We start from the raw sequence: 19,784 nt of genomic DNA, 5'->3' as shown, positions 1-19,784 counted from the left end.
GCGTGACAGAGAAGGAAAGCCCCCCTTGATTCAACCTTCTCAGGACCGTCCTCCATGCACCCTACCCGCCTCACGCCGCTGGCCCGAACCCTGCGCAATCTTGTCCTCGGCGCCAGCCTGAGCTTCAGCGCCCTGCCCCTTGCGCAGGCCGCCGAGACCAAGGCTTATCACATCGCCCCGTCGTCGCTGGAAAACGCCCTCAACCAGTTCGGCCGTGAAGCCGGCGTGCTGATCTCGTTCGGCTCGCAAGTCACCAGCGGCGTGCAGAGCCGTGGGCTGGAAGGCAGCTACACAGCCGAGCAAGGTCTGAACGCGCTGCTCGAAGGCACCGGCCTGCAAGCCCGCGCCGAAGGTGGCAACGCCTTCAGCCTGCAGCCGTCGAGCGACAGCGCCCTGGAACTGGACACCTCGAAAGTGGTCGGCGACTGGCTGGGTGAAGCCGCGCAGGTCAACGTCTTCGAACATCCCGGCGCCCGTGACGTGATCCGCCGCGAAGAATTCGAACGCCAGGGCGCGACTCAGGCCCGCGATGTGCTCAATCGCATTCCCGGGGTCAACGCCCCGGAAAACAACGGCACCGGCAGCCACGACATGGCGCTGAACTTCGGCATTCGCGGCCTCAACCCGCGCCTGGCCGCGCGTTCGACCGTTTTGATGGACGGCATTCCGGTGCCGTTCGCGCCTTACGGTCAGCCGCAGTTGTCGTTCGCGCCGATCAGCATGGGCAACATGGACGCGGTGGATGTGGTGCGAGGTGGCGGCGCCGTGCGTTACGGCCCGCAGAACGTCGGCGGCGTGGTCAACTTCGTGACCCGGGCGATTCCGGACGAGCCGACCGTCAAAGGTGGTTTCCAGACCGAAACCAGCCCATCGTCGAGCCATGACGGCTTCAAGACCAGCGCCAACCTGCTGGCCGGCGGCACCAACGAGAACGGACTGGGCGGTGCGCTGCTGTACTCCGGCACCCGCGGTGGCGACTGGCGCGAACACAGCGACACGGAAATCGACGACCTGATCCTCAAGGGCAAATACCAGCTCGACGAAGCCAACAGCTTCAACGCCATGGCCCAGTATTACGAAGGCAAGGCCGACATGCCCGGCGGTCTGAATGTCGCCGACTACGATGCCGACCCGTATCAGTCGACCCGCCCGAAAGACCAGTTCTGGGGTCGTCGCACCATGTTCAATTTCGGCTATCGCTATCAGGAAGATCGCCGCGAATTCACCGCCAACACCTTCTTCACCAAGACCCTGCGCAGCGGTTATCTGGATCAGGGCACGTTCCTGTCGCTGTCGCCGCGCGAATACTGGGTTCGCGGTCTGGAAACCCGTTTCGCCCAAGGCTTCGACCTCGGCCCGACCAGCCATGAAGTCGGTGTCGGCTATCGCTACATCAACGAGGCCGGCCACGAATTGCGCTATCGCACGCCGATTGCCAGCAACCAATACCCGACCACCAACAGCCGCAACGACCGCGACACCCGTGGCGGCACCGAAGCCAATGCGTTCTTCGTCGATGACCGCATCGACATCGGCAAGTGGACGATCACCCCGGGCGTTCGCTACGAGATGATCGAGTCGCAACAGACCAACAACCTGACCAACGTCAAATACAAGGGCGACTACAACACCGCACTGCCGGCGTTGAACGTGCTGTATCACCTGACCGACACCTGGAATCTGTACGCCAACACCGAAGGCTCCTTCGGCAGCGTGCAATACAGCCAGATGCCCAACCGTGTGAGCAGCGGCGAAGTGAAACCGGAGAAGGCCCGCACCTGGGAACTCGGCACCCGTTACGACAACGGTGCGCTGCGCGCGGAAATCGGCGCGTTCCTGATCAATTTCGACAACCAGTACGAAAGCAACCAGACCAACGATTCGGTGATCGCCCGTGGCGAGACCCGCCATCAGGGCATCGAGACCAGCGTCAATTACGCACTGGATGACTTGAGCCCGGCACTGGCCGGCTTCGATGTCTACGCCACTTATGCCTATGTCGACGCGACCATCCGCGAAGACGGGCCGAACAAGGGCAATCGTGTGCCGTTCTCGTCCAAGCACAAAGGCACCATCGGCGTCGGTTACACCGAAGGGCCATGGAAACTCAACCTGGACAGCAGCTTCCAGAGCGACCAGTTCGCCGACAACGCCAACACTTCGAAAGAAAGCGCCGACGGCAGCACCGGCAAGATCCCGGGCTACATGCTGTTCAGCAGCCGCGCCGGGTATGACTTCGGCCCGCAACTGTCGGACCTGAACGTGGCCGTGGGGGTGAAGAACATCTTCAACACCCAGTACTTCACCCGCTCGTTCGATGACAACAACAAGGGCAAATACGTGGGTGAGCCGCGCACGGTGTATGTGCAGACATCCGTTGCCTTCTGAAAACAACATGCACCTTGCCCTCTCCCCAAGGGAGAGGGGTTTCAAACCCGCCACAAACAAAAACGGGCCTGCAATAGCAGGCCCGTTCTCATTGGGTGACTTATAAAATCAGCGCATCAACTGTTGATCGCTGCCTGTTCGTTTTCCAGAAATTCTTCCTCCAGCAACCGGTCATTCGCCTTTCTTTCGAACGGCACCACAGCGGCTCGCGGTTTGCCCCGCAGTTTGCCAAACAGGTGCTCCAGCGCGTGCTCCAGTTTTTCGGCTGCACCATCGATCGCCTGTTCCAGCGAATCGGCTTTGTGGGTGACGGAAATCGGTTGATGGCCTTTTGGCCGCGCCTCCAGCTGGCAGCGCAAATCATGGGGACCCGGTTTGTCACCGTTCTCGTCGCTCAGATGGACTTCGACACGGGTCAGGTCTTCCTCATAACGGTCGAGCGTGCTCTCAATTGTGGTTCGTACCCACTCCTCCAGTCGTTTGCTGCTTTGAATATGGTTGTCGCTGTTGACTTGGATTTGCATAGTTCATCCCTTATTTCAGCTAGCTCGCAAGAGGCCTTGAACAGGATTTCGTGACCTCTTGATTACAACAATCGGCCCGCTTGACGAACATTTCAACCCCTGAAAAAAGATAAATATTCATACGCAAAAAAAGCCGGACAACCGAGTGAAGCGCTGGTAAGGTCGGGAGTTGGGTCGCCCCGTCACCCTGAAAAATCTGCTCACAATTGGCCATCACCCAACGGGTGCAGGCCACGAAAAATCTCCGCCTCTTCCACCAGCCAGTCATGCACCGCGCGCACGCCCGGATGGCTCAACGCCCCCGGCGCATAGAGCAATACATAGCGCTTGTGATTGGGCACCGAAATCCCGAACGGCACGATCAAAGTCCCCCGCTCCAGCTCGTCGTTGAGCAGCGTGCGCCGGGCAATCGCCACGCCCATGCCGGCAATCGCCGCTTCGATGGTCAGGTGGTTGCGGTTGAACGTATGCCCGCGCCGCACATCGGCGCCCTCGAAACCGACAGCATTGAGATAGAACTCCCACTCCGCATACTCATAACTGCCGCGCCACGCGGTGATGTCATGCAGCAGCGGGAAATGCACCAGATCCGCCGGCCCGTGCAACGGCGGGCGCCCCCGCAGCAGGCCCGGCGCGCATACCGGGAAAATCTGCTCGTCGAGCAAGGCTGTGGATAACAGGCCCGGATAGCTGCCGTCGTTCAAATCGATGGCCAGGTCGAAATCCCCTTCATGCAACGGCACGCTGCTGTCCTCGGCCACCAGCCGCAGCTGGATGTCCGGGTAACGCTGTTGCAGGCGCGGCAGACGCGGAGTCAGCCATTTGCTGAGAAACGACGGAATCGAACGGACTCGCAGAATCCCGCTGATCATCCCCGCATCGAGACGACGCAACTCCGCATCGATGCTGCCGTAAGCCTCGTTGACCGTGATCGCCAGTCGCTGCCCTTCCGCACTCAGCTCCACACCCCGCGCGCGACGGTGAAACAGGCGAAAGCCCAGGCGCTCTTCCAGTTGTCGGATTTGTTGGCTGACCGCCCCCGGCGTGATGTGCAGTTCTTCGGCACAACGGGTGAACGACAGGTGCCGCGCGGCACAGGAAAACACCTGCAGCCAGACGTAAGTCTGGGCATGCAATTGACGGCTCATGGTTTAGTCCTGCTAAAGGCTTACTTAGGAAGTTTCGTTAGTCACGCTGAAGCGAGGTAGGCAGTATCGCCGATATTGCGCTTGTCCTACAAAAAATGGCGGCGATTCCTACTCCATTGCTTGTAAGGCTTTAGCATGGCTATCAGTGTTTTCGATCTATTCAAAGTCGGCATCGGTCCGTCCAGCTCCCACACCGTCGGCCCGATGCGCGCCGCCGCGACCTTCGCCCAGGCCCTGATCGACCAGCATTTGCTGCTGGATGTGAAGCGGGTGGAAATTCGTTTGTATGGCTCGCTCTCGGCCACCGGCGTCGGTCACGCCACCGACCGCGCAACGGTCATGGGCCTGATGGGCGAATGGCCGGACAGCATCGATCCGTCGACCATCGACCCGCGCATCCAGCATCTGCGGGAAACCGGCCAACTCTATCTGGCCGGGCAGCGAAACATTGCCTTCAACTGGCAACACGATCTCCTGCTGCTGGACGAGAGCCTGCCCTACCACCCCAACGCCATGTCGCTGACAGCCTTTGGCGAATCTGCCGAGCTGTTCACGCAAACGTACTACTCGGTCGGCGGCGGTTTCATCATCGAAGCGGCCGAAGCCGAATCCGGTGTAGCGCCGACCGGTGACGTCGAGTTGCCCTACGATTTTTCCAGCGCCGTCGAACTGCTGGCGCTGTGCAAGCAGCACAACCTGCGGGTATCCGAACTGATGATGGCCAACGAACGAGCCTGGCGTAGCGACGCCGAAATCCGTCAGGGCCTGCTGCATATCTGGTCGGTGATGCGCGAATGCGTCGAGCAAGGTTTGCGTCACGAAGGCGTCCTGCCTGGCGGTCTGAATGTTCCGCGTCGTGCCGCGAAATTGCACCGCAGCCTGCTGGAAATCGGCAAACCGAACGTCATCAGTTCGACCCTGTCGGCGATGGAGTGGGTCAACCTGTTCGCCCTCGCCGTCAACGAAGAGAACGCCGCCGGCGGGCGCATGGTCACCGCGCCGACCAACGGTGCCGCCGGGATCATTCCGGCCGTTCTGCACTACTACATGAAATTCAATCCGGATGCGTCCGACGATGACGTGGTCGCATTCTTTCTGGGCGCGGCAGCCGTCGGCATCCTGTGCAAGAAAAACGCCTCGATCTCCGGCGCCGAAGTCGGCTGCCAGGGCGAAGTCGGCTCCGCTTGTGCGATGGCCGCTGCGGGCCTCGCCGATGTTCTGGGAGCCACGCCGGAGCAACTGGAAAACGCCGCCGAAATCGGCCTGGAACACAACCTCGGCCTGACCTGCGACCCGGTCGGCGGCCTCGTGCAGGTGCCCTGCATCGAGCGCAACGCCATCGCTGCGGTGAAGGCGATCAACGCTACGCAAATGGCTCTGCGCGGCGATGGCAAACACTTCATTTCCCTCGACCGGGTGATCCGCACCATGCGCGATACCGGCGCCGACATGCATGACAAATACAAAGAGACTTCACGGGGCGGCCTGGCCGTGAGCTGGGTGGAGTGCTGAGGAGCGCTCCCTGACCGCCTGTAACACGTGAGCCCGAGCAAGAATAATAACGAGGCAAAAACGATGACCGATGTACGTACACCTGCTGCCGAAAATCCTGCTGTAGACCGCACACGCAATAACGAAACCGCCCACAAGGGCTGGAGCAAATTCGACACCACCTGGATGCTCGGCCTGTACGGCACCGCCATCGGTGCCGGTACGTTGTTCCTGCCGATCAACGCCGGTGTCGGCGGCTTCTGGCCGTTGCTGATCCTGGCGTTGCTCGCATTCCCGATGACCTTCTTCGCGCACCGGGGCCTGACCCGCTTCGTGCTGTCAGGCCGCTCCGGTGACATCACCGAAGTGGTGGAAGAACACTTCGGCATCGGTGCCGGCAAGCTGATCACGCTGCTTTATTTTTTCGCGATCTTCCCGATCCTGCTGGTGTACAGCGTGGCGCTGACCAACACCCTGAGCAGCTTCCTCGAACACCAGTTGCACATCGCCCCGCCACCGCGCGCGGTGCTGTCGCTGGCGTTGATCCTCGGTCTGATGGCCATCGTGCGTTGCGGTCAGAGCGTGATCGTCAAAGCCATGAGCGTGCTGGTGTATCCGTTCGTCGCCGCGTTGTTGTTGCTCGGCATCAGCCTGATTCCGAACTGGAACGGCGCATTCTTCGCCAGCGCCCAGGAACCGATGGAAATGTCGGTATTCCTCAAGACCCTGTGGCTGGCGATCCCGGTGATGGTGTTCTCGTTCAACCATTCGCCGATCATTTCCGCCTTCGCCGTCGAGCAGAAACAGCGCTACGGCGACCAGGCCGAACGCAAGAGCAGCGGCATCCTCGCCATGGCCCACGGCATGATGGTGGTGACGGTGATGTTCTTCTGCTTCAGCTGTGTGCTGGCGCTGTCGCCAGCCGATCTGGCAGCGGCCAAGGCGCAGAACATTTCGATCCTGTCGTACCTGGCCAACCACTTCCAGACTCCGGTCATCGCTTACGCCGCGCCGCTGATCGCGCTGGTGGCGATCACCAAATCCTTCCTCGGCCACTACATCGGTGCCAGCGAAGGCTTTCAGGGCATGATCGTCAAAAGCCTGCGCGGTCGTGGCCGGGTGATGTCGGCGAGCTGGCTGAACCGCGCCACTGCGCTGTTCATGATCCTCAGCTGCTGGGCCGTGGCGACCTTCAACCCAAGCATCCTCGGCATGATCGAAACCCTCGGCGGGCCGGTGATTGCCTGCCTGTTGTTCCTGATGCCGATGTACGCCATCCGCCGCGTGCCAGCCTTGCGCCAGTATTCGGGCCAGGTATCCAACGTGTTCGTGGTGCTGATCGGCCTGATTGCACTGTCAGCGATCATCTACTCGGTTCTGCCCTGAAACGGGCCGCAAACGAAGAAGGCGAGCCATGGGCTCGCCTTCTTTTTGGCCGGTTCTGTTGTTCGACAATATTCCCGGCATGTCCCTTGCTACATCGCTGAAGGAGACAGGACCACGGAAGGGCCGACGGTCAGGTTTGGCGAACCAACCCGATCAAGGCCGGTCAACAACTGCACGTTCAATCAGGCGGTGACGCATCATGGACAATCCTTTTCAGATCATTACCGATGCCTTCGCGCCGGACTATCAGATCAACCTGAGCATTCAGGGCCTCGACGGCAGCATCATGCTGACCCTCTCCAACAGTGGCCGGATCGTCGCCAAACGGATGATCAGCGCCGAACAGCGCAACGACCCCAAGCGCCTCAAGCGCCTGGTGCAGAGCATTCAGTTCGGCATCGCCATCGAACAGGGCCACAGCGCCATGGCGATCCTCGAAGCCATGACCCGCGGTGACGGAATCACCCCGCCACCGCGGCAGATCAAGGGCCACAATCGGCCATCGATCGGTCTTTAGAGCTCGCCCTTCTCGATCTCGGGGTGCTCACCGGAACCCGCACCGAGCTTGCGTTGCGGCTTCTCGATTTTCACCGAAGGGAATTGCGACGAGGCGTAGCGCACCACCAGGATCGAGAACGCCAGCAGCAGAATCCCGCCGCACAGGTAGATGATGCCCATGTCCGGCGGGTTGTGGTGCGAGACGTTGGAGATCAGCAGGCGCGTCAGTGCGGTGATCGCCACGTAGATCAGGAAGCGCACAGGCATGTGGTTGGTCTTGAAATAAATCCCGACCATCGCCCCCAGTTCCAGATAGATGAACAGCAACAGAATGTCATCGATCTTGATGTGCCCTTCCTCGAGCATCCCGAGAAATTCCATCACCGCCGCCCAGGCAGTCACCGCACCAATGGCGAACAGCGCCAGGTAGTGGAATGTCTCGACGAACAGGTTGCCCAGGGACTCGGCCAGTTGATGCACGTTTTGCCGCAGTTTCTCGGCCCAGTTGATTTTCACGATGAAGGTTCCTTAGCCCGGTTCGAGCGGATGTTGCTTGCTGGACGTGACGGTTATTGCGCACGTACGCAGATGCATGCAGAAAAGAGGCCACGCCATCATGGCGAGGCGCCGCGAAACCTGCGCCGTGGCGTTTGGTCGCACCTGTGCACAGGCGTCAGGCTGACAAACTCCGAATCCGGTCTACATTAAAAAGCCACTACCCAAAGCGCAGGGATTCGCTTATCCTTTTCGCTGTATATAGATACAGTAGTCGCAAAGACAACTTAATGTGAAGGCATGTGAGGTGGTGAATGGCCGTCGAAGTGGTATACCGCAGCAGCCGAGATCTGGAGCGCTTGTTCATGGATAAAGCCGAAGCTGACCGTCATGACAAAATGCTCGAACTGGCCGAACTGTTGGCCGAAGTGCTGGAAAAAGCCGTTCCTTCGTTGAGCGAGCAGCAAGTGGAAGAAGTCGGGATCTACATGGCGAAGAACCGCGATGTGTTTGCCCGGGCGTTCAAGAGCCAGCCTGATGCCCTGTCGGAGCTGATCAACGCACCGGCTGCACCGGTCGTAGCGACCGAGACGGCAGACGCGGCCCAACCTGCAGAAGCCCCGGCCAAACCCGCCAAGGCGGCGAAGGCTGCAAAGTAAGCGACACTTGAATTGAATAGCCCCTGAGTTGAATGACTCAGGGGCTTTTTCATGTCTGGAAGAACCTCAGCGGTACAACACCTTCTCCGCCAGCTCGTCCGCCACCCGCGCCGGTGAACGTTTTTCTGCCTGGGCGTGAGCGAAGACTTCGGTCAGCCGCGAACTGATCTTCGACAGGTGCGCCGTGATGGTGGTCAGTTCTTCGCCCCGGTGCTTGAGGGAAACGTAAATCAGGCCACCGGCATTGATCACGTAATCCGGCGCATACAGGATGCCGCGCCGCTCCAGTTGATCGGCGACGTCCAGATGGGTCAGTTGATTGTTGGCCGACCCCGCTACCGCCGAACAGCGCAACTGCGTAACGGTGTGGCTGTTGAGCACACCGCCCAGGCCGCACGGTGCGAGGATGTCGCACGGTGTACTGAGCAAGGCGTCGTTGGCAATCGGATGAGCGTTGAGCTGTTCCATCGCCAGTTGCACCTTACCGTGGTCGATGTCGCTGACCAGCAGTTCGGCGCCGGCGGCATGCAGTTGTTCGGCCAGTGCATAACCGACATTGCCCAACCCCTGAATCGCCACGCGCAAGCCTTCGAGGTTGTCACTGCCCAACCGCGCCATGGCCGTGGCGCGAATCCCGGTGAACACACCCATTGCCGCATGTGGCGCCGGATCGCCGGCGGACGTAGTGCTGGTGACATGCTGGGTCTGCTGGGCGATGCAGTCCATGTCCGCCACCGAAGTGCCGCTGTCGATGGCGGTGATGTAGCGGCCGTCGAGTTGATCGATGCAACGACCGAATGCCTCGAACAGCGCGCCACGGTTTTCCACATGGGCCGGCCGCACGATCACGGCCACCCCGCCGCCCTGGGCCAGACCGGCCAGCGCCGCCTTGTAGCTCATGCCCTGGGCCAGGCGTATGGCGTCCGCGACGGCGGACTCGTCATTCGGATAGGCAAGATAACGACACCCGCCCAGGGCTGGGCCGAGGCGACTGTTATGAATGGCAATGACCGCCTTCAATCCGGAGACCGGATCAACGCTAAGGTGCAGCGATTCCAGGCGAGTGCTTTGCATGAGAGCGAACATCGGCAGGCTCCCGAATCACTTCTGGTAGTCGCCAGTATAGGCTTGCGCCCAAAAATTGCTGAAGCGCACGGGAATAAGGCCTGACAGCGACCAATGCGTTGCGGCATAACCCGATGGCAGAGCGGCGCGGCACTGGACGAATGTCAGAGACGGGGCTAAAACGAGGCATTCTCCGGAGATTTTGATGAGTCCGCGCCAACGTTTTTTCGACTGTCTGCACCGTTCACCGCCTGCGCCGCTGGAGGCAGCGTTGTGGATGGCCGCCGAGCACGATAAGCACGTCGATACCGATGCGCTGTTGCAGGACTTCATCGAGCTGCAACAACGGGTCAGCTTTGGTTTGCCGTTGTTGCCGGTCAGCGAGCTGGCGCAACCGTTGCTGAGGCGCATGGTCGAGCTGGGCTTCGCGCAAGACGATTTTGCGCCAGTGCGCCCGCAGGCCGCGCTGCTGAACAAGGTGTTACAGACCCGCCGCGGTCAACCGCTGGCCCTGGCGCTGATTGCTCTGGAACTGGCCCGAGGTCTGGAGATTCCGCTGGTGGGCGTGAACTTCCCCGGGCATTTCCTGCTGAAGGTTCCCGGCGCCGATCACCTGCTTGATCCGTGCGGTGGACGGCGCCTGTATCCGAACGATTGTCGCGAACTGCTGCATCGCCAATACGGCCACCAGATGCAACTCAAGGCCGACCACCTGCTGATCGCCACGCCGCTGCAAATGCTGCAACGTCTGTCGCGCAACCTGCGTCAGTTGCATCTGACCCACGATGACTACATCGCGGCGCTGATCGATGCCGAACGCGTGCTCGAACTGGGCAATGCCAGCGTCGCCGACTACCTGGCCCGAGCCAGCCTGTATCAGCGGCTGGACTGCCCGAACGCAGAGCGCTTCGACCTGGAACACGCGCTGCTGCTCAGTGACGACCCGATTCAGCGGCTTCGCCTGACGGAGCGGCTGGGGCATCTGCCACCCAATTCGGTGGTGCACTGACTGACGCCGTTGAAGGCGAACGCACCTGAATGATCAACAACGCCGCGATCACCGCCGGAATCGCGCAGAAGAAGAAAATCTGCTCCACCGGAATATGCATCGCCAGCAACAGGCTGCCGAACAGCGGCCCGAGAATCGATCCGAATCGTCCGACACCCAACGCCCAACCAGTGCCGGTGGCGCGCACGTGGGCTGGATAGAAATTGCTGGCGAAGGCGTTGAGCGTCAGTTGCCCGCCGATGATGCAGAACCCCGCCGCAAACACACAGGCCACCAGATAACGCGGATTGTCGTGATTCAGGCCCAACAGAATCGTGCACAACGCCGCACCGGCCAGCACAGCGGACAGCAGACGCACCTTGCTTTTCAAACGGTCGGCGAACCACGCCATGCAGATCGCGCCCAGCGTACCGGCGAAGAGGAACATCGACGTCACCAGGTTCGCTTCGTTGAGTTTCAAACCACTTTCCAGCAGCAACGAAGGCAACCAGCTGATCATGAAATACAGCAGGATCAGGCTGACGAAAAACGTCGCCCAGATCAGCAAGGTCGGACGCGCATAACCGTTGCGGAACAATTCCACCACCGTCAGTTTGCTGCCCTGCTCGCGCTCGTTCTGCTCAACCGATGCGGCGGGCGGTTGCCAGTCCGGCAGCATTCGCGCGGTGACCTTGCGCAGGCGCGCATACGGCGGTGCGTCACGCAGCAGACGCGGCAAGGACTCCGGCAGCATCCACCAGAGGAACGGGAACAGCAGCAGCGGCGTGACACCGCCGGCGAGGAACACCGCTTGCCAGCCGAAACGGTCGATGAACCCGGCTGCAACAAAACCGCCCGCCGCTCCGCCGAAAGAGAAACCGCACGCCGCCAGCGTCACCATCAGCGTGCGCAGGCGCGGCGGTGAATATTCCGACATCAACGCCATGGCACAGGGCATTGCGCCGCCCATGCCGATGCCGCAGATGAAACGCGCGATCATCAGGGTGTTCAGGGAATCGGCGAACACCATCAGCACGGTGAGGCTGGCGTAGATCAGCACACAGGCGAGCAGAATCCGCCGCACGCCGAAACGGTCGGCCAGTGGCGTCACGGCCAAAGAACCGAGGGTCAGGCCCAGCAGATTGGCACTGAACACCGGGCCGAACGCCGATTTCTCCAGGCCCCAGTCCTGCGCCAGCGCCGGCACCACGTAACCGAGCACCTGGGCGTCATAGCCGTCGGTGACCAGCAGCAAGGCGAGGAGAATCAGGAGCAACCACTGAAAGCGGGACACAGGACGGGCGTCGAGTGCCGCCCGGAAGCTGGCAATCTGGTTATGCATCGCAAGGTACCTGTTTTGTTTTTATGATTTTTTGCGGGTAACCGGAATGGCTCCCGTGCGCTGCACGGGAGTCATCAAATGCTACTTCGGCGTGTCCGGCTGATTCGCCGGATGCGCCGCGATGAACGCCGGATGTTCGGCCGCCAGAGCCGCCACCCGACGAATCCGTGGGTAGGCCTCAAGCGAAACATTGAAGCGTTCCGCCGCATACAACTGCGGGATCAGGTACACGTCAGCCACGCACGGCCACTCGCCGAAACAGAAGCCGCTGTCGCCGATCAACTGCTCGACCGTTGCCAGACCCTGACCGATCCAGTGAGCGATCCACTCGTTGACCTGCGGCTCGTCATGGCCCAAACCGCGCAGCCGATTGAGCACGCTGACGTTGTGCAGCGGATGCACGTCGCAGCCGATCACCGCCGCCACGCCGCGCACCTGCGCACGGGCAACGAGGTCTTCGGGCAGCAACGGCACCTGTGGATAACGTTCCTCCAGGTACTCGATGATGGCCGGCGACTGAATCAGCAACTTGCCGTCGTCAGTGCGCAAGGCCGGCACCCGGCCCTGTGGATTGATCGCCAGATACGCCGGTTGCCGATGTTCGCCTCCGGGCGGTGCGATCAGGTTGACCGGCAACGCGTGATAGTCGAGACCCTTGAGCGCCAGCGCGATCCGCACCCGGTACGACGAGGTGGAACGGTAATAGGTATAGAGATCCATGAGCCGCTCCTGTCAGCGCGCCGCCAGCACGGTGCCACGGCATTCGCCGAAACCGATGGAGGCAAAACCTTCGCGGGCGCAGCGGGCGCGCAGGATGATTTCGTCGCCATCTTCAAGGAACTTGCGCACTTCACCGGACGCCAGTTCGATCGGTTTTTTGCCGCCCTCGGTGATTTCCAGCAGGCTGCCGAACTGACCGTTTTCAGGGCCGGACAAAGTGCCCGAGCCGAACAGGTCACCGGCCTGCAACTGGCAACCGTTGACGCTGTGGTGCGCGACCATTTGTGCAACGGTCCAATACATGTAGCGGGTGTTGCTCAGAGTCAGGCGATGGGCCGGCAGGTTCTGCTCGCGCATTTTCTCGGTGAGCAGCAGCACTTCCAGCTCGATGTCGAAACCACCGCCATCCTGATCGCGCTTGTCGAGCAGGTACGGCAGCGGCTGCGGATCGCCTTGCGGACGCGCCGGTTGCGCGGTGCGGAACGGCGCCAGCGCTTCGGCGGTCACCACCCATGGCGAGACGCTGGTGATAAAACTTTTGGAGAGGAACGGCCCGAGCGGCTGGTATTCCCAGGCCTGGATATCACGGGCCGACCAGTCATTGAGCAGGCAGAAACCGGCAATGTGTTCGGCAGCATCGCCAATGGCAATCGGCTCGCCCATTTCGTTGCCCTGACCGATCCAGATCCCCAGCTCCAGCTCATAGTCCAGCCGCGCGCACGGGCCGAAGGTCGGCTCGGTCGCACCGGCCGGCAGGGTCTGGCCTTTCGGACGGCGCACGTCGACACCGGAAGCACGCACGGTGGAGGCACGACCGTGGTAGCCGATCGGCACGTGTTTGTAGTTCGGCAGCAGCGGGTTGTCCGGGCGGAACAGTTTGCCGACGTTCTGCGCGTGCTCGATACCGACATAGAAGTCGGTGTAGTCACTGATGCGGGCCGGCAGGTGCAGCTGGCAATCGGCGGCCAGCGGCAGCAGTTTCGCACCCTGGGCTTCAATGTTGCCGCGATGGGTGCTGCCTTCGCTGAACAGTTCCAGCAGACGCTCGCGCAGGGCAACGCGGGCATCGCGGCCGAGCTCGAAGAAGGCGTTCAACTGACCGCCGTGCATGGCTTCAACCGCACTGCGCGCGGCACCGTCGAACAGACCGGCTTCAAGCGCCACTTGCAGATCAAAGATATGTTCGCCAATCGCCACGCCCGCGCGAGGCGCCGAACCGTTGTTGCTGAACACACCCAGCGGCAGGTTCTGCAAAGGGAAATCGGTGTGGCCGTTGGCCGAAGCGACCCAACTGCGGGTGATGGAATTCTGAGTCATGGGTTATCTCCGGGTCGGGTCGAACGTGGCGGGCAGCGTGGCCCAGCAGGCGTCGTAAGTGGATTGCAGTTGCGGGCAGTCGAGGGCGAAGCGGCTTGGGCGCAGCACCTGGCTGGTCTCGAACATGAAGGCCATGGTGTTGTCGATCTTGGCCGGTTTCAGGTCCGCGTTGATGGCTTTGGTGCAGGTCTCGCCGTCCGGGCCATGAGCACTCATGCAGCTGTGCAGCGACGCGCCGCCAGGCACGAAACCTTCGGCCTTGGCGTCGTATTCGCCCTGGATCAGGCCCATGAACTCGTTCATCAGATTGCGGTGGAACCACGGCGGACGGAAGGTGTTCTCGGCCACCATCCAGCGCGGCGGGAAGATCACGAAGTCGAGGTTGGCCAGACCGTGGACGCTGGTCGGCGAGGTCAGCACGGTAAAGATCGACGGGTCCGGGTGATCGAAACTGACGGTGCCGATGGTGTTGAAGCGGCGCAGGTCATATTTGTACGGCACGTTGTTGCCGTGCCAGGCGACCACGTTCAGCGGTGAGTGATTGAGTTCGGTGCCCCACAACTGGCCGAGGAATTTCTGTACCAGGGTGGTCGGTTGTTGCAGGTTTTCGTAGGCGGCGACCGGGGTCAGGAAATCCCGTGGATTGGCCAGGCCGTTGCTGCCGATCGGTCCCAGATCTGGCAGGCGCAGCGGCGCACCGTGGTTCTCGGCGATATAACCGCGCGCCTGCGCATCGAGCAATTCGACGCGGAATTTCAGGCCCCGTGGCAACACGGCGATTTCCAGTGGTGCCACTTCCAGCACACCGAGTTCGGTGGCGATACGCAGGCGCCCCAATTGCGGCACCAGCAGCAGCTCACCGTCGGCGTTGAAGAACACCCGCTCCATCGAACGGTTGGCACAGTAGTGGTAGATGCTGATGCCGGCAGGCTTTTCGGCAGCGGAATTGGCCGCCATGCTTACCAGTCCGTCGATGAAATCGGTCGGTTCGGACGGGATCTCCAGCGGGTTCCAGCGCAGGCGATTCGGGGTGACTTCACCCAACGGGCCGCCGGCCAGTTGCCGCTCCAGTTTGACGAATGCGGGGTGGTTGGCCGACGGCTGGATCCGGTACATCCAGGTGCGCCGCGCTTCGCTGCGGGTCATGGTGAACGCGGTGCCGGAGAACAGTTCGGTGTACAGACCGTAAGGGGCTTTCTGCGGGGAGTTCTGGCCGACGGGCAGTGCGCCGGGCAACGCTTCGGAGCTGAATTCGTTGCCGAAACCGGACTGGTAAGCCAGGGCTGAATCGAGGTTCATGGAGCCTCCTGAACAGGGAGTCGGCATGGCCGGACGCTCTGGATCAGAGGTCTTGGCACGCCGGGGTTATTTTTATCGTAATTCAATTACGCATAACGTAATTTGCTCGCTATCCAGCGTCAAGCTATAAAGACGCCCATTCGTTCCGGGACACGGCAGCACCATGGAAAAAACCAGCGACAGCAACGGCAAACAGAAAGTCCGCTCCGCCGAAGTCGGCACCGACATCCTCAAGGCCCTGGCCGAGTTGTCGCCGTCCACTTCGCTGTCGCGCCTGGCCGAACATGTACAGATGCCGGCGAGCAAGGTTCACCGCTATCTTCAGGCGTTGATCGCCAGCGGCTTCGCCGAACAGAACACCGCCACCAACCACTACGGCCTCGGCCGTGAAGCGCTGCGCGTGGGCTTGGCCGCACTCAACAGTATGGACGTGCTGAAAGTCGCCGCCCTGCCGCTGGCCGAGCTGCGCGACGAACTCAACGAAACCTGTTTCCTCGCGGTCTGGGGCAATCAGGGCGCGACTGTGGTGCACATCGAACCGGCGGTGCGCGCGGTGACCGTGGTGACGCAACTGGGCTCGGTGCTGCCGTTGCTCAGCTCTTCGACAGGCCTGGTGTTCGGCGCCTATCTGCCGCACCGGGAAACCGACGAATTGCGCGAACAGGAAATCGCCAGCGGCGGCCATCCGCTGGCGGACGAAAAAGCCTATGCGGTGCTGTGCGAACAGATCCGCGAACGCGGCCTGCATCATGTCCACGGCTTGCTGATGCCCGGTGTCGATGCCTTGTCGGCACCGGTGTTCAACGCCCTCGGGCAAATCGCGGCGGTGTTGACCATCGTCGGCCCGACGTCGCTGTTCCACGCCGACGAAAACGGCCCGGCGGCGCAGCGGTTGCTGGCGGCGACGCGGGCCGTGAGCTGGCGGATGGGGTATCAACCCGCCTGAAGGATTGAATGATCAACCGACAATGTGGGTCCTGCTGTCCGCAATCACATGGGGAGAAACCGCTGCGGTGATGTAACCGATCCCGACCGGCACGCCGGTCGCGGTCGATACGATGTCGGCAACGTCCTTGACCCGTGACAACGCGCCCACCGCTGAAACCGATCCGCCAACACCCGCGATCGCACCGACATACAGGAGAATGGAGCTTCTCCAGGCCGAGGCGAGATGGTTCCTGCCAGCGTCGTCATCCCCGAGGCTGTAGGCAACGATGCCCTGAACGATCGACCGTGTGATCCGTAAGATACTGGCGACCAGCCCCACTGGAGGGACAAACAGCGAGACGATATCCACCGCCAGTTCAGTGACCACCAGCACCGTGTTCCAGAAACGTTCGGCAGGCGTGGTCGTTTGATGATCGACGTCGCTGAGCACCCGCGAAATCATGCTGTCGAACTCGAACTTGAAATGAGTCACGGCGTAACTGTTGTTCAATGCAGGTGCAGGGAGGGCGTTTGCGGCTTGCTGACAACGCGTGACGAAATTCTGCACGACAGCTCGATGCTCCAGCCTTGCCAGTGCAATGACGTGATTGCCCAGGCTGCCGCCCTTGAGCCCCAGCGTCAGCGATTCGAGCGGGCGAAAGCTCAAACCGTCCGGTGCCTTGGGAATGTAGACCAGCAGTTGCAACTTCCCCGCCACACGGCGTCCGAACGTGTAGGCCCCCTCGATGCGTCGACCTTCAAGGGCCAGCGTATGAATACCTTCCTGCGGGGTGGTTCCGGGTTTGAACGGTTCCGGCTCATGAGGGCGGTCATGATCCAGCCCCTCGACCAGTCCCGCCAGCCAATTGAACTGCTCGGAGGACAGGGAGCCCTGCATCTTTTGGGTCAATGCAGCCTTGAGCATTTCGTTTTGCTTGACCTTGCAGAAGAGTTTCGCCTTGAGGCTCTGCGACGGGGAGTTGGCGAAATGGTCAACCAGATGCCACTCATACGCCATGGCCGGTTTCAGGCTGATCAAGGCCCCCACAGCGCTCGCATTCAGGCTTCCCAGCGAAGCACCATTTCCGGAGGCAAACGCCACCTGACCATCGCTCGGCCAGAGCTGCCATTGAATGAACAGTTGGGTGAGCGTCATCCACTCCTGCCCACGTACCTTGACGTTCACTTGATCAGGATCGATCAGCGGGTGTTTCGGGTCAGACCGTCGCAGATGACGGTTCAGCCTTTCCATCACCAGGCCTCGCGAAAACGACGCCATCGTGGGGATATTCAGCTCATTTTTTGACACTTCGTAGATCGCCTTGAACTCCGTATTCAGCCGGGTGAGCAGCTCACGATCCTGTGCTGCCGCGTTCCGGTACCAGACGGGTGTGGCCACTTTTTCCTCTGCGACTTCCCAGTCGATGATCCTGTGGATAGCCCCCATCAGCGGGCCTTCATCCAGACCTTGAGCCCACTGCACCAGTGTCACGCCCTCCCACCACCATGGCTGGAATACCGGGCCCGGTTCGCTGAAGGAAAGGTAGTCCTTCTCGAATTCCGCACGATCTTCGCTGAATGCCTGACCGATCAGGAAGTCACGGTCACGCGGCTCGAATCCCCAGGCAATGAACTGTCGCTTCAGTGACGTCAGATCGGTGAACTCGAACCACTGCTGCCCTGTCGGTCCACCGGGTGCATACAGGACATGCCTCGAGCGATCAGACTCTGCGCCTCTCGCACGAAAGGCAAGCATGTCCCTGAACGGTTTGTAGTAACGCCGGAAAGCAACACCCGATGCCTCCATTGCCGGGTCCCCAAGCAAATACCGCTGCACCATGTCCTGCGCCTGCGGGCTGATGTGTTTTTGCAGGATCGCGGCGAAGTTACTGACAGCAATCTGCTGCGCCAGCACTTCGCGCATGGCTTCTCTGACGGACGCCCGTCCAAAGCGGTCATTGCGTTCATTGGCGTATTGCACCCGCAGATCAAACTGGCGGATGGCGCGTTCGACATTGGACGCGGTCAGTCGCGGGTTGTTGTGAAACGCCTCGAACTTGATCGAGTACGCAGCCCCCTTGTCATGCACGCCGTACATGAACAGCTGGGTCAGGGTTTTACGCTCGATATGCTCGATACGCCGGCTGCCCATCGGCAGCGAATGTTGCACTGTCACCCAGACCGCATCAGGGTCCACGCGTTGAGTGTCGCCTGCGGAAATATGGGTTTCGACAACACCGCGCACATACTCCTGGAATGAAGACACCCCACCCATCGACTCATGCAATGCCACCTGACTTCTGAACAATCCCGTTTCCATCGAGGCGAAAACTTCCTGATGGGTGGCGGGAGCATCCTTGAGCCATTGCGGCCGATTTTTTTTGTTCATCAAGACCAGGAGGTGGGCGATGCGTCCCCTGGCGGCATCAATCACTGTCTGCTGACGATGCACCGATTCGATGGAATGAATGACCGCCTGCAGATCCACGCCGGTTTTTTCCAGTTGGCGAAGGTGCCAGGTAACGTCTCTTTGCTGCTTTTCAAGCAACCGGGCCGTGAGAGTGTGAAAGAGTTCTCCCTGAATGTTCAGGTAACGGATGTCCGGAACCTGCCTGACCTGAGCGGCGTCTTCCAGGGCAACCCCCTTGAGCAGCTGCATCCGGCTGTCCGGGTTGCTCAGGCGCTGCTCCAGAACACGCTGCATCATGGTCGATGTACGGAATGTTTCCAGGCCGTTCACGTGAGTGAAAAGAACGACCCATTCGTCATCGCCCGGTATCAGTTCAGAGACCGAGCGGCCAGCGAGGTAAGTGACAAAGCAACCAGCCAGCGTCGCGAATCGGCCGTTTTCCAGTTGCAAAGAAATGCTGTAGGCCGGCGTCATGGATGCGCCCCTTATGAAAGCGGCAAAACTTTCCTCTACCTCCGGCCGCACGCCTTGCATCTGCACTGTCGCACTCAATTCCTGCCAGAACAGCGCTGCACAGGCATCCTGCAGCTGGCGGCTGCGCGACGGCAGCTCGCGCCCCTTGTCATCCTTGCCCGAAGAAGCGGCCCAGTATTGCGCCAGCAAGGGCGGGTATTTTTGTGCCAGCGAGCCCAACACATTGCCGATCATCGAACCGACGGCAACCACATCCAGACCCTGGATTCGATCCTCGTCATCCGTGGAGTCGGGCCAGTCGTAGACGCCGTATTGACGGGCGTCATACACGGGTGCCCGGCCCAGCGCCAGGCACTGCATGAATACGTCCATGACCAGCCCGGTCGGCTGCGGATTTACGATTTCCCGACTTCGGGCAGTGATATAAGTCTTGCTGATGTAAATGTCAGGCAGTAATTTCTGAAATTCTTTTAACACCACCTCCTGCAAAACCGACTTGAACGAAGGCAATCCTCCCAGCATGCGTTCAAACTCTACAAAACCCTGATCAACTTTGCCCAGACCTGATTCAAACGAAATATTTTCCATGGCACTCATAAACAAACTCCGTCAATACACGCTACAACCAGGCAATACAACATTACCTGAACCGT

Annotated in this window: 15 protein-coding genes and 1 pseudogene; 7 read left to right on the top strand and 9 right to left on the bottom strand. The window is 60.7% G+C overall.

The window, feature by feature from the left end:
• The first annotated feature begins 54 nt into the window (after positions 1-54).
• Positions 55-2,388: a TonB-dependent Fe(3+) dicitrate receptor FecA gene (gene fecA / locus IF189_RS04865; RefSeq protein ID WP_134825535.1), complete on the top strand. Its 2,334-nt coding sequence runs from the start codon at positions 55-57 to the stop codon at positions 2,386-2,388.
• A gap of 116 nt (positions 2,389-2,504) precedes the next feature.
• Here the strand turns inward: fecA and IF189_RS04860 are convergent, their stop codons facing one another.
• Both IF189_RS04860 and IF189_RS04855 read right to left on the bottom strand, forming a co-directional pair.
• Positions 2,505-2,912, bottom strand: a complete 408-nt coding sequence (locus IF189_RS04860; RefSeq protein WP_085711730.1) for an HPF/RaiA family ribosome-associated protein — start codon at positions 2,910-2,912, stop codon at positions 2,505-2,507.
• A gap of 200 nt (positions 2,913-3,112) precedes the next feature.
• Positions 3,113-4,060 (bottom strand): LysR substrate-binding domain-containing protein, encoded by a 948-nt coding sequence (locus IF189_RS04855; RefSeq protein WP_085711731.1) that lies wholly within the window; start codon positions 4,058-4,060, stop codon positions 3,113-3,115.
• Positions 4,061-4,195: 135 nt separating this feature from the next.
• On the opposite strand from IF189_RS04855, the gene IF189_RS04850 reads away from it, so the two are divergent.
• The 3 genes from IF189_RS04850 (at position 4,196) to IF189_RS04840 (ending at position 7,454) form a co-directional block, all read left to right on the top strand.
• Positions 4,196-5,572 (top strand): L-serine ammonia-lyase, encoded by a 1,377-nt coding sequence (locus IF189_RS04850; protein WP_134825534.1) that lies wholly within the window; start codon positions 4,196-4,198, stop codon positions 5,570-5,572.
• Positions 5,573-5,635: 63 nt separating this feature from the next.
• Complete coding sequence (locus IF189_RS04845; protein ID WP_119426743.1) at positions 5,636-6,937, top strand: HAAAP family serine/threonine permease; 1,302 nt, start codon at positions 5,636-5,638, stop codon at positions 6,935-6,937.
• 199 nt (positions 6,938-7,136) lie between these two features.
• A complete protein-coding gene (locus IF189_RS04840; protein ID WP_192552915.1) occupies positions 7,137-7,454 on the top strand; it encodes a DUF3509 domain-containing protein in 318 nt (105 codons plus the stop codon).
• Here the strand turns inward: IF189_RS04840 and IF189_RS04835 are convergent.
• Complete coding sequence (locus IF189_RS04835; RefSeq protein WP_003221775.1) at positions 7,451-7,951, bottom strand: phosphate-starvation-inducible protein PsiE; 501 nt, start codon at positions 7,949-7,951, stop codon at positions 7,451-7,453. The genes IF189_RS04840 and IF189_RS04835 overlap by 4 nt on opposite strands.
• Positions 7,952-8,244: 293 nt before the next feature.
• Here IF189_RS04835 and IF189_RS04830 point away from each other — a divergent pair.
• Positions 8,245-8,502 (top strand): annotated as a pseudogene (locus IF189_RS04830) (YebG family protein); the annotation flags it as partial.
• A gap of 153 nt (positions 8,503-8,655) precedes the next feature.
• Here the strand turns inward: IF189_RS04830 and IF189_RS04825 are convergent.
• Positions 8,656-9,675 carry a Glu/Leu/Phe/Val dehydrogenase family protein gene (locus tag IF189_RS04825; protein ID WP_085711736.1) on the bottom strand — a complete coding sequence of 340 codons (1,020 nt, stop codon included), beginning with the start codon at positions 9,673-9,675 and terminating at the stop codon, positions 8,656-8,658.
• Between the two features lie 184 nt (positions 9,676-9,859).
• On the opposite strand from IF189_RS04825, the gene IF189_RS04820 reads away from it, so the two are divergent.
• Positions 9,860-10,663: a SirB1 family protein gene (locus IF189_RS04820; RefSeq protein WP_134825531.1), complete on the top strand. Its 804-nt coding sequence runs from the start codon at positions 9,860-9,862 to the stop codon at positions 10,661-10,663.
• Here IF189_RS04820 and IF189_RS04815 read toward each other — a convergent pair.
• The 4 genes from IF189_RS04815 to hmgA form a co-directional block, all read right to left on the bottom strand.
• Positions 10,587-11,984 carry an MFS transporter gene (locus tag IF189_RS04815; RefSeq protein WP_134825530.1) on the bottom strand — a complete coding sequence of 466 codons (1,398 nt, stop codon included), beginning with the start codon at positions 11,982-11,984 and terminating at the stop codon, positions 10,587-10,589. The genes IF189_RS04820 and IF189_RS04815 overlap by 77 nt on opposite strands.
• A gap of 81 nt (positions 11,985-12,065) precedes the next feature.
• Complete coding sequence (gene maiA / locus IF189_RS04810) at positions 12,066-12,704, bottom strand: maleylacetoacetate isomerase (RefSeq protein WP_134825529.1); 639 nt, start codon at positions 12,702-12,704, stop codon at positions 12,066-12,068.
• A gap of 12 nt (positions 12,705-12,716) precedes the next feature.
• A complete protein-coding gene (fahA, locus tag IF189_RS04805; protein ID WP_134825528.1) occupies positions 12,717-14,021 on the bottom strand; it encodes a fumarylacetoacetase in 1,305 nt (434 codons plus the stop codon).
• Between the two features lie 3 nt (positions 14,022-14,024).
• A complete protein-coding gene (hmgA, locus tag IF189_RS04800) occupies positions 14,025-15,320 on the bottom strand; it encodes a homogentisate 1,2-dioxygenase (RefSeq protein WP_119426737.1) in 1,296 nt (431 codons plus the stop codon).
• A gap of 163 nt (positions 15,321-15,483) precedes the next feature.
• Here hmgA and IF189_RS04795 point away from each other — a divergent pair, with 163 nt between their 5' ends.
• On the top strand, positions 15,484-16,266 hold the full coding sequence (locus tag IF189_RS04795) for an IclR family transcriptional regulator (RefSeq protein WP_134825527.1): 783 nt from the start codon (positions 15,484-15,486) through the stop codon (positions 16,264-16,266).
• Between the two features lie 12 nt (positions 16,267-16,278).
• Here IF189_RS04795 and IF189_RS04790 read toward each other — a convergent pair whose 3' ends face one another.
• Positions 16,279-19,728: a dermonecrotic toxin domain-containing protein gene (locus tag IF189_RS04790; RefSeq protein ID WP_192552914.1), complete on the bottom strand. Its 3,450-nt coding sequence runs from the start codon at positions 19,726-19,728 to the stop codon at positions 16,279-16,281.
• Positions 19,729-19,784: the final 56 nt, after the last annotated feature.

It is taken from the genome of Pseudomonas sp. IzPS59 (assembly GCF_014863505.1).
Classification (GTDB): domain Bacteria; phylum Pseudomonadota; class Gammaproteobacteria; order Pseudomonadales; family Pseudomonadaceae; genus Aquipseudomonas; species Aquipseudomonas kribbensis.
This window is presented reverse-complemented; position numbering and strand designations above follow the sequence as displayed.